At 56.4% G+C, this 9,530-nt stretch carries 10 protein-coding genes and 1 tRNA gene; 10 read left to right on the forward strand and 1 reads right to left on the reverse strand.

Annotation, left to right across the window (positions count from 1 at the left end):
* The first annotated feature begins 399 nt into the window (after positions 1-399).
* On the forward strand, positions 400-1,107 hold the full coding sequence (locus tag VMA74_RS02075; RefSeq protein ID WP_325364319.1) for a VIT1/CCC1 transporter family protein: 708 nt from the start codon (positions 400-402) through the stop codon (positions 1,105-1,107).
* 5 nt (positions 1,108-1,112) lie between these two features.
* Here the strand turns inward: VMA74_RS02075 and VMA74_RS02080 are convergent, their stop codons facing one another.
* Positions 1,113-1,919, reverse strand: a complete 807-nt coding sequence (locus VMA74_RS02080; RefSeq protein WP_325364321.1) for an SDR family oxidoreductase — start codon at positions 1,917-1,919, stop codon at positions 1,113-1,115.
* Positions 1,920-2,029: 110 nt separating this feature from the next.
* Between VMA74_RS02080 and tpiA the strand changes: the two genes are divergently transcribed.
* From tpiA to VMA74_RS02125, 9 genes are all read left to right on the forward strand, one after another.
* Positions 2,030-2,782, forward strand: a complete 753-nt coding sequence (gene tpiA / locus VMA74_RS02085; protein ID WP_325364323.1) for a triose-phosphate isomerase — start codon at positions 2,030-2,032, stop codon at positions 2,780-2,782.
* Positions 2,783-2,809: 27 nt separating this feature from the next.
* On the forward strand, positions 2,810-3,283 hold the full coding sequence (gene secG, locus VMA74_RS02090; RefSeq protein WP_325364325.1) for a preprotein translocase subunit SecG: 474 nt from the start codon (positions 2,810-2,812) through the stop codon (positions 3,281-3,283).
* 15 nt (positions 3,284-3,298) lie between these two features.
* Positions 3,299-3,383, forward strand: a tRNA-Leu gene (locus VMA74_RS02095).
* Positions 3,384-3,567: 184 nt separating this feature from the next.
* A complete protein-coding gene (locus VMA74_RS02100; protein ID WP_325364327.1) occupies positions 3,568-5,019 on the forward strand; it encodes a tyrosine-type recombinase/integrase in 1,452 nt (483 codons plus the stop codon).
* Positions 5,020-5,444: 425 nt separating this feature from the next.
* Positions 5,445-5,669, forward strand: coding sequence for a helix-turn-helix transcriptional regulator (locus VMA74_RS02105; RefSeq protein ID WP_325364329.1), 225 nt, complete (start codon positions 5,445-5,447; stop codon positions 5,667-5,669).
* 2 nt (positions 5,670-5,671) lie between these two features.
* Positions 5,672-6,193 carry a hypothetical protein gene (locus VMA74_RS02110; protein ID WP_325364331.1) on the forward strand — a complete coding sequence of 174 codons (522 nt, stop codon included), beginning with the start codon at positions 5,672-5,674 and terminating at the stop codon, positions 6,191-6,193.
* A 231-nt stretch (positions 6,194-6,424) separates the two neighbouring features.
* The gene (msrB, locus tag VMA74_RS02115; protein WP_325364333.1) at positions 6,425-6,856 is read left to right on the forward strand and encodes a peptide-methionine (R)-S-oxide reductase MsrB; all 432 of its coding nucleotides are present in this window, start codon (positions 6,425-6,427) and stop codon (positions 6,854-6,856) included.
* A gap of 182 nt (positions 6,857-7,038) precedes the next feature.
* Positions 7,039-8,010: an AraC family transcriptional regulator gene (locus VMA74_RS02120; RefSeq protein ID WP_325364335.1), complete on the forward strand. Its 972-nt coding sequence runs from the start codon at positions 7,039-7,041 to the stop codon at positions 8,008-8,010.
* A 153-nt stretch (positions 8,011-8,163) separates the two neighbouring features.
* The gene (locus VMA74_RS02125) at positions 8,164-8,964 is read left to right on the forward strand and encodes an alpha/beta hydrolase (protein ID WP_325364337.1); all 801 of its coding nucleotides are present in this window, start codon (positions 8,164-8,166) and stop codon (positions 8,962-8,964) included.
* The last annotated feature ends 566 nt before the right edge of the window (positions 8,965-9,530 follow it).

Below are 9,530 nucleotides of genomic sequence, written 5' to 3' on the forward strand. Positions count from 1 at the left end.
ATGTGAAACGCGCATTCGAGATGGGACAGCAGGATGCAATGAACTCTATGCAGTCTGGTTTACTCACTCGATTGATTTAAGCGTTGCTGTAAGACACGAGCCGTGATGTCTCTAAGTCGCGCCTGCTTCGCCGTGTCTCGAAGGGAAGAATAGGAGGATGGTTGCACTGTATTGCATTTGCTCAAACAAGTCGCTCGACGACACCGTGCTCGCACAGAAGACGGATAGCATCGGAGAATTGGTCAGCATCAGCAGCCTGATCAGTCTTCACCGGATTTAATGTTCAGGCTCATCGGAATCCGCGCCACGCATTGCAAAAGCCAATGCGTGTGTTTCTCATTGCCCCGGGCAACGCCGATTACCGGTTAAAGTGTGCGTCGAACCCAGGGAGTTCATTGCATGTCCCATACCCACCGCCATACGCACAAAGAGCGGCATTTCACCTTTTCCGAAACCGTGCGCGATGTCGTGCTGGGCATGGCCGATGGCCTTACAGTCCCCTTTGCGCTCGCGGCAGGCCTTTCCGCAGCCCATGTCGCCAGTCGCGTGGTAGTGGTGGCCGGTGTGGCCGAAATCGCGGCGGGTGCCATCGCCATGGGTTTGGGCGGCTATCTCGCCGCGCGCGGCGAAATCGATCACTACCATTCCGAGCGCAGTAGAGAGTTTCGCGAGATCCGCGATCTGCAGCGCGAAGAAGAGCGCGAGATTGTGGACATCTTCAAGAACTACGGCTTGGATCGCGCGGCTTGCGAACCCATCCTTGCGCATTTCCGCAAGGATCATGAAGCCTGGGTGGATTTCATGATGCGCTTCGAATTGGGATTGGATGCACCGCAGCCGGGTCGCGCATTGCGCAGCGCACTCACCATTGGCGGCGCTTACATCGTCGGCGGCTTGGTTCCGCTGGCGCCGTACATGCTGATCGATCAATTGAAGCCGGCGTTGATGGTATCGATCGTTTGCACGGGCATCGCCCTGGCGCTGTTCGGCACGGCAAAGAGCCGTTTCACCGGTGTGAGCCCGCTGCGAAGTGCGGTGCAAACGGTGTTGATCGGCGGCCTGGCATCGGCCGCCGCGTTTTTATTGGCGCATTGGATCGGCGGTTAGTGCGCTCAATCCTGCGCCCGATAACGATGCGACTGACGAGCCGATAATTTCAGGGCGAGCCGATCGGGTATCAGCTTGAACACGCTCTTGATGGTTCGATTTACGCGTCCGGTTACGCGCACCGCATCGCCGCGTTCCACCGCATCGATGCCTTCTTGCACCACATCCTCGGCGCTCTGCCACATGAAATCCGGCATCTTGCTTACTAGCGGGCGCGTGCCGGTTACGTCGTGAAATTCCGAGCGCGTAAAGCCGGGGCAGAGCGCACATACGTTTACGCCCAGGTTTTGGTTTTCCAATGCGAGCGATTGCGAAAACTTGATCATGTACGCCTTGCTGGCTGCGTACAGTGTGTGTCCCGCGCTGCCCGGCACATGGCCCGCTAACGACGCGACATTCACTATGCGCCCGTAGCGACGCTCGCGCATGCCCGCAATCAAACGCCATGCCAGTTCCGTGGGGGCCGTCACCAATACGCGAAGAAAGTCCGCGTGTACTTGCCAATCGTTGGCATCGAACCGCCCAGGCACGCCGTAGCCTGCGTTGTTGATCAGCCAATCCACTTGCAGACCCCGCGCATCGAGGGTCGAACAAAGTTGCTCGACCGCGTGTACCTCGGCCAGATCGTTGGTGAGCACGGTGGCCTTGATGTTGTGTTGGTTGCGCAGTTCGGCCGCTAGTGCTTCCAGGCGCTCCGTGCGCCGCGCCGTAAGCACTACATCGTGGCCGCGAGCGGCGAGGGCGCGGGCGAAAGCCGCACCGATTCCGGCGGACGCGCCGGTAATCAGGCTAAGCGGGCGAGCTTGCGACATAAGTTCTTTCCTACTGGATCGATATAAATTCAAATGCCCACCGTACATGCGTTGCCGTACGTTGGGACGATAGTTAAGCTTGCCAGCTTTCGTTGCAGCGGATGCAAGCCATGCGCAAAAAGATCGTTGCGGGAAATTGGAAAATGCACGGCAGTCGATCGATGGCCGACGGGCTGGTCGAGGACATCGTCAGAGCCAATCCCGCCGACGCCATCGACGTGCTCATCCTTCCGCCTTTTCCTTACCTTCCTCAGCTGGTTGCCAAATTTGGCGATTCAGGCCTGGGGTTCGGGTCGCAGGACGTGAGCCAGCATGCGGGGCCGGGTGCTTACACCGGCGAAGTATCCGCCGCCATGGTGGCGGACATCGGCGCGCATTGGACCTTGGTAGGTCATTCTGAGCGGCGGCACCACCATACCGAGAGCAACGAGATGGTGGCCCGCAAGTTTGCCGCGGCACGCGCAGCCGGGCTGACCCCTATTTTGTGCCTGGGCGAGACCCTGCATCAGCGCGAGGCGGGGCAGACCATGGAGGTCATCCATCACCAGTTGCAGGCCGTGCTGATGCTCAACGGTATCGCCAGCTTCGATACGGCCGTGGTCGCTTACGAGCCCGTATGGGCCATCGGAACGGGCAAAAACGCCACCCCGGAACAGGCGCAAGAGGTGCACGCGTTCATCCGTAGCCAACTTGCGGAGCAGGATGCTATGATTGCCCGTCTGACCCGGCTGCTTTACGGCGGCAGCGTCAAGGCGGCCAATGCAGCTGATCTGTTTGGTCAGCCGGACGTGGATGGCGGGTTGATCGGGGGTGCCGCGCTCGTGGCGTCCGAATTCCTCGCCATCTGCCAAGCCGCCCATTAAGCGATACCGAACCTTACGCGAGACACCATGTTCGTCATCTTCAGCGTGTTCTACATCTTGATCGCTGCCGCGATGATCGTGCTGATCCTCATGCAGCGCGGCGCGGGCGCCGATGCAGGCTCCGGCTTTGGTGCCGGCGCATCGGCCACCGTGTTCGGCGCTCGTGGTTCGGCCAACTTCCTGTCGCGCTCCACCGCCGTGCTCGCCGCGCTGTTTTTCGCGCTCAGCATCGGCATGGGCATCTACCTGAAGGCCAATGGCGGCGTCATCCATCAGCAACAGGCCAACACCGATCTCGGCGTGATGTCGGGTCTTGGCAACAAGCCTGCAACCAAGCAAAATGCGCAGCCCGCAGCGCCAGTGCAGCCGCAAGCGGCGGTACCGGCTCCTGCAGCTCCGGCAGGCAACGGCGAGGTACCTGCCGCCCAGCCGGCTCCAGCAAAGGCGGGCGAGGTTCCGGCCGCTACGGCCCCCGCCGCAGCATCCACGAGCAAGCACTAAAATCGAAAAACACTAGCCCAGGTGGCGGAATTGGTAGACGCACTACCTTGAGGTGGTAGCGACGCAAGTCGTGGGGGTTCGAGTCCCCCCTTGGGCACCATTAAGAAGTCCGATACGGTCCAGTAAAGACCAAAAAGGATATAAAAACCCGCCACTTAGGCGGGTTTTTTATTGTTGGAAGATCCAGCGTAGTCCGGGGGCATCCATTGCGATCTGGCCCTTCTAGGGGGCATGATTGGGGGCATGGGGCATTTTAGCTACGCCCTCAACTGGAATATGCCCCCATGCCTCAGCTAACCGTTCTGGACGTTAAGCAAGCCAAGGCTGCTGCCAAGCCTTACCGCTTGTACGACGAAAAAGGAATGTACTTAGAAGTCTCTCCGGCAGGCGGAAAGCTGTGGCGACTCAAATACCGAGTGGATGGTCGGGAAAAGAGGTTGGCGCTAGGCAGCTTTCCCGACACAAGTTTGGCGGAGGCGCGTGCGCGACGGGATGAAGCTCGCAAGCAAATACAGGCCGGAGTTGATCCCGGTGCGCAGAGACAGGAAGCCAAACGCCAACAGATTGAAGCTGCGCGCGCTGCGACCACATTTGAGGCAGTCACTCGCGAGTGGATGGCTCACGAACATGCAAAGATTGCGGAAGTTACTGCGGCTAAGAATCGTTGGCTCTTTGAGGCTTTCTTATTTCCCGAGATTGGGCATATGCCGCTCGTGGCAATTACGCCGCGCATATTGCTAGATGCGCTACGTAAGATTGAGGCGACGGGGAAACAAGAAACCGCACGACGAGCGAAGATCAAGGCGGGACAAGTATTCCGCTGGGCGATTCTGGAAGGGAAAGCTGAGGCCGACCCTACTGCCGCGTTGCGTGGCACGATCAAGCGCGTAAAGCACAAGCATCATGCTGCGATCACTGACCCGATGAAGATCGGGCAACTGCTGCGTGATATCGACAGTTTTACTGGTCAGCCCGTTACCCATGCAGCGCTCAAGCTGGCGCCGCTTGTTTTTGTACGTCCTGGTGAACTACGCGGAGCGGAGTGGTCAGAGCTTGATCTGGATGGTGCGGTGTGGCGCATCCCTGGAGCGCGTATGAAGATGAAAGTGGATCATCTGGTGCCGCTGTCTAGCCAGGCTGTAACCATTCTGAGTGATTTGCAATTGCTGACAGGCCGGGGGCGTTATGTGTTTCCTAGTCTGCGTGGAGCAAGCCGGCACATGAGCGAGAACGCGGTGAATATTGCGTTGCGTGGCCTTGGCTATGATGGCGACACAATGACCGGTCATGGCTTTCGTGCTATGGCATCTAGCCGTTTGAACGAAATGGGTTGGGACGAACGGGCCATCGAGTGTCAGCTTGCTCATGCAGAGCCGAACGAGGTGAAGGGCGCCTATAACTACGCCGCTAAGTATCTGGATATCCGCAAGAAGATGATGCAAGCGTGGGCCGACTATCTCCATACACTTAAAGCAGGAGCCAGCAAACTTTACTCCATGAAGCGTGAGCAGCAGGCGGATGTCATAACGCCTTCAAAAGGACACTATATAAAAGAAGACAACGGCAAGCCGGGCTTTGCTCATAACGAACCTTCGCGTGTGGTATCTATTCTTGACGGGGCTCTACCCATAGATCAACAGAATGTAACTAACAGTACGGTCACTCAGGCTGAGCCTGTTCGCGTGGTGAGTTTGGAAAGAATGCTCCCACGCAACAAGCCTTGGTTGCGGAAATAGGCGTGGAATCACGGCTTTAGAAAGGCATAGTTAAGCCATTTTTGGATGTTATGTTTCCGATCATGCCCCCCAAATGTGTCCCAGATACTGTCTGCTTTGGGTCCTAGTCTCCCGGCCAAACTAAAAAACCCTGCGAATGCAGGGCTTTTTATGCCTGCGTTTGGGTGTTCGGGCGGCTTGGTCAGTACAAGTCATGCGCTTGGCACATTATCTTTGGCGGGACACGTCGGGCAGCTCGACCTGCCAATCAGGCGCGGTTGGTGCCACAGCGGTGATCGATTACGCGATGCTGCAAAAATGGTGCAGTGGAAAGGGTATGCCGGGCATCGTATAGATGCACACTGGGTTGCACTTGCAATTATTTACCATTTTCCAGTATTTTGCATTTCGTGGCGAGGTCACCGATCTCGGACGGGATGCAATCCATGACAAATGCCAAAACTCTGCGAGTAATGCGCTTGGAAAAGCGCCTCACCCAGGCCGAAGTGGCGGACAAGATGAAGGTGAGCCAGTCCTACTATTCTCAGATTGAACGAGGAGAGAAGAGGCAGGACGCTCCCGAAGCCATGAAGGTCATCAGCGGAATGCGTAAGCGTGGAAGCCGAACGGGTGGTGGCGAACAGAAGGCCGGTCGGCGCAGGGAAGACTAACCATGAGCGATATGGACAGTGTTAATTTTTACACTGCCTTTGCTCTTGGTCTATCAAAGGAGAAGCAGGCGCTAATTTCACAGGTTATAAGTGCGCAAGCTGCGTTGGAGAGCTTTGTCACTGCCAAGCGAAAAGAGTTGAACTTGGTAAGTTCCCCTATCCAAAAATTTTGTGATCGTGCAAACGAGGTCATCGGTGATCCGCAATGGCAAAGTTGGGTACGGTATTTGAATAAGGCCAGAAACAGATGCCTTCATCGAAGTGCAAGCTTCCATGAGCGTGAGGTCATGGAAACCCTTGGCCATTTAAATACATTGATCCGGGAAATCGAAGAGCGATACCCAAAGCGGATGGCAGTGGCGAGCGCTAAAGGGCCCAAATTTTTGGCGGCTATGGCCGCTTTTTTGTCGGAGCTGGCAGAAAATTTTGGCATCGCGCAGACCGAGCCAATTGTGCTTGATGGGTTTCATCCACCTGGCAGGAAGTCGCTTGCTGAGCATATTCAAGAGGTCGTAGGCGAGTAGTTAAGGGCGCAAAGCCATAGACTTTCGTCTTCAATCAGGGAGGGTGGCGCGTGTTCAATCTCTTGATGTCGGGCGGTGGTTGGGCGGCTAACCGGGACACTTTCGGAGCCAGCCGCGTTCTTGAATACACCGATGACACTGTTAAAGCCCGGTTTTGTCCTGGGTGCATCCGAGGTAACTTGATATGGGCTACCAACGAAATGACGGGTAGTTCTCTTTGGAATTGCACTCATGACAACACGTTCGGATGGTCGCTCTTCGCACAACTTCGAAGTCACTCACTCAGACGAGGAGTGGAGGAAAATCCTCACCCCTGAGCAATACAACGTGCTCCGTGGCCACGCGACAGAACGGGCGGGCACGTGCGCGTTGCTTTATGAAAAGCGTAAGGGCACGTTTATCTGCGCGGGGTGTGATCAACCATTGTTCGTCGCAAAAACGAAATTTGAAAGTGGAACAGGCTGGCCAAGTTTCAATGAGCCGGAACCAGGTTCGGTCGAGACCACTACGGATACGAGCCATGGCATGGTGCGCACCGAGGTTCATTGCAGTCAGTGTGACGGCCACCTTGGGCACGTGTTTCCCGATGGACCTCCGCCGACCGGGTTGCGCTATTGCATCAATGGGGTCGCCATGAACTTCCTGCCGGATTCGACCGAGTAAGGCAGCACGATTTGGAACAATAGCTTACGGTATACGGCACTGCTAAAGACTACCTCGAAGGTCTGCTGCCCACCCAATGCATAGGTTAGGGGAAAATCGATTAGCTCGAGTTATCGAGGGTAGCAAAGCCCCCTTCCAAGAGCGGTCAGCATAGCGAGATGATGGTGGCCAGGAGGGCACTTATGAAAGCAAGCGAAAACAAGCACCCCCTCGCTGGGGCACAAGACGAATTGGACGATAGCGCTTTCGGGGTGCATCTTGCGGGTTGCTTTGGCATATCTGAGCCTGACTTACACGCTGAGCGCAGGCTGGAACGTGGAGCGATTGCGCTGTCTGAATTGAAACTCGATCTTCCGATGGCGGAACCCAGCGGATCGTTGGGTTGCGGCGACGCTTTTCTCGTGGATGTTCAACTCGCCAGCATCGTGGGCCACGAATACTGGTTAAATGGCCGATCCATACGTGTAGAGCCTGCGATCGCAGGCATGACCTACATCCATGACGTGAGGCTCGACCCCAGAGCGTTGGTGCGTGAACCGACGCACTCGCTTCACTTCTACATTCCACTCGCAACGCTTAATGCATTTGCCGACCAGAACGAATCTTCGCCGATCTCGGAGCTGATACACCGCCCGATGGTCGGTCGGGACGACCCGGTGATGAGGTTTCTGAGTCAAGCGGCCTTGGCCGCACTCCGTGAACAACACATCGCCAGTGTATTGTTGCTGGACGAAATCCTGGGTGCCGTGTGCGCACACACGCTGGGGCGTTATGGAAACGCCAGCGTCCCCATTCGTCGCTACGCATCGGGGCTGGCCCGATGGCAGGAGCGGCGCGCGAAGGACATAATGGATGAGCGCATGGATATATCGCTCGAAGAGCTGGCACAGGAATGCCATGTGTCCGTGACACATTTCGTCAGGGGTTTCCGGCGGTCGACCGGCGTGTCACCTCATCAATGGTTGCTCGCCCGTCGCATCAGCAGAGCGAAGGTTTTACTCGTCGAGTCAAGGCACTCGCTGGCCCATATTGCATTGGAATGCGGATTCGCCAGTCAGTCTCATTTCAATGCCGCCTTCACGCACTACACGAAGTTGAGCCCTGGCCGCTGGCGCCGCGCCTTCGCGCCACGGATCGATAGTCCCGCTGAATAATGGGTCGCTTGATCCCGATAAGACATGCATATCGGTTGATGGGCAGTTTTTGACATTCGCGTCCATTTTTCGAAAGAGCGGTCCATCTGGCCATGCTCTATTTCCTTCGCCTTGTCGGCAATCTCATCTCATTTAGGCGTAGGACTTTTCATCATGAAAAACGGACCAAAAATCTCCTGGTACTCGCTTATCGCCACGGCCCTTATCTCTTTATCGAGCGCATCCCTAGCCATGAACAGTTCGTCCGCAGAAGCCGCCACCGCAGCACCGTCGCAGGTGAAGAATGTCATTCTCGTGCACGGTGCATGGGCCGACGGTTCGAGCTGGTCGAAGGTCATTCCTCTACTCAATGCAAAAGGCTTGAATGTTGTTGCTGTGCAACTTCCGCTCACGTCGCTGGCTGACGATGCCGCGACGGTAAAACGAGCGGTCGCTCTCGAGGATGGTCCAGTGCTTTTGGTCGGGCACTCCTACGGCGGCGCCGTCATCACGGAAGCCGGCAATGATCCCAAAGTAAGCGGTCTGGTTTATGTCGCCGCTTTTGCGCCGGACGATGGCCAGTCTGCGGGCTCCCTGGGAGCGACCATGGCGCCCCCTCCGTTGGCTGCCGAGGTCAAGCCGGATAGCGAAGGGTTCCTTAAGCTTACTAAGGCCGGTGTCTACGAGAGCTTCGCCCAGGACTTAAGTGCATCCGAAAAGGCCATCTTGTATGCCGCGCAGGCACCCACCAATGCAAAATCACTAGGTGGCAACATCAGTAATGCAGCGTGGCACAGCAAGCCTTCCTGGTACATCGTTGCCTCCAAGGATCGAGCGATTCAGCCGAATCTTGAAGCCGGCATGGCAAGCAAGATTCACGCAACCACTACCACGGTTGCTTCCAGCCATGTTCCCATGCTTTCGCATCCTGATGCAGTGGCCGCTGTAATTGAGCAAGCCGCAGGCTTGAAGTAGTCAGCAAGCGGATCGCGTAAGCGTCGGGCTACGTCCAATGGCCAACACTTGCCAGCCTCTCCCCACAATGCAGCCCGGGACTCACACGGTCCCGAGTTGCAGGCTGAGTGGTAGTGTTCGGTAACGAACTACCTCGCGACTACGTAGCCCTACCGGCTTCTTCCACGTACACACTCCTCAGGGGTCCAATGCCCTACCGTTTAGCCTTCTATAGGCTGGGTGAAGAGAGTGTTACTGTACTGTTGCATGATCACGCAAGTGATTCATGACCTTAAGCGTGCCACCTGCACAAGCGGCTGCAAGCAAAGCAACAAAAGTACCGCCAGTAAGCTGGAAGAGCAGCGAGGTGCCCTGTATTAGTTCCTTGTCGCGAGAGTGGCCATCTGCGTACAGGTTGAAAATCAGGTACACAAATCATGCAACAGCTGCGGCGATGATCAATGCGCGCCAGTTCTTGAAACAAAACGCAGAGAAGACGCTACTGCAGACCGGCACAATCAGACACAAAATCACTGCGAGAGCTTGCTCAGCCATGCACTAGACCCCTATGGAATGATGAGAGTTAA

The organism is Dyella sp. (genome assembly GCF_035508675.1).
Classification (GTDB): Bacteria; Pseudomonadota; Gammaproteobacteria; order Xanthomonadales; family Rhodanobacteraceae; genus Dyella_B.

Excerpts from the sequence above, each read along its gene's own strand:
- VMA74_RS02075 (WP_325364319.1), top strand. The coding sequence starts at position 400 with ATGTCCCATACCCACCGCCATACGCACAAAGAGCGGCATTTCACCTTT.
- VMA74_RS02080 (WP_325364321.1), bottom strand. The coding sequence starts at position 1,919 with ATGTCGCAAGCTCGCCCGCTTAGCCTGATTACCGGCGCGTCCGCCGGA.
- tpiA (WP_325364323.1), top strand. The coding sequence starts at position 2,030 with ATGCGCAAAAAGATCGTTGCGGGAAATTGGAAAATGCACGGCAGTCGA.
- secG (WP_325364325.1), top strand. The coding sequence starts at position 2,810 with ATGTTCGTCATCTTCAGCGTGTTCTACATCTTGATCGCTGCCGCGATG.
- VMA74_RS02100 (WP_325364327.1), top strand. The coding sequence starts at position 3,568 with ATGCCTCAGCTAACCGTTCTGGACGTTAAGCAAGCCAAGGCTGCTGCC.
- VMA74_RS02105 (WP_325364329.1), top strand. The coding sequence starts at position 5,445 with ATGACAAATGCCAAAACTCTGCGAGTAATGCGCTTGGAAAAGCGCCTC.
- VMA74_RS02110 (WP_325364331.1), top strand. The coding sequence starts at position 5,672 with ATGAGCGATATGGACAGTGTTAATTTTTACACTGCCTTTGCTCTTGGT.
- msrB (WP_325364333.1), top strand. The coding sequence starts at position 6,425 with ATGACAACACGTTCGGATGGTCGCTCTTCGCACAACTTCGAAGTCACT.
- VMA74_RS02120 (WP_325364335.1), top strand. The coding sequence starts at position 7,039 with ATGAAAGCAAGCGAAAACAAGCACCCCCTCGCTGGGGCACAAGACGAA.
- VMA74_RS02125 (WP_325364337.1), top strand. The coding sequence starts at position 8,164 with ATGAAAAACGGACCAAAAATCTCCTGGTACTCGCTTATCGCCACGGCC.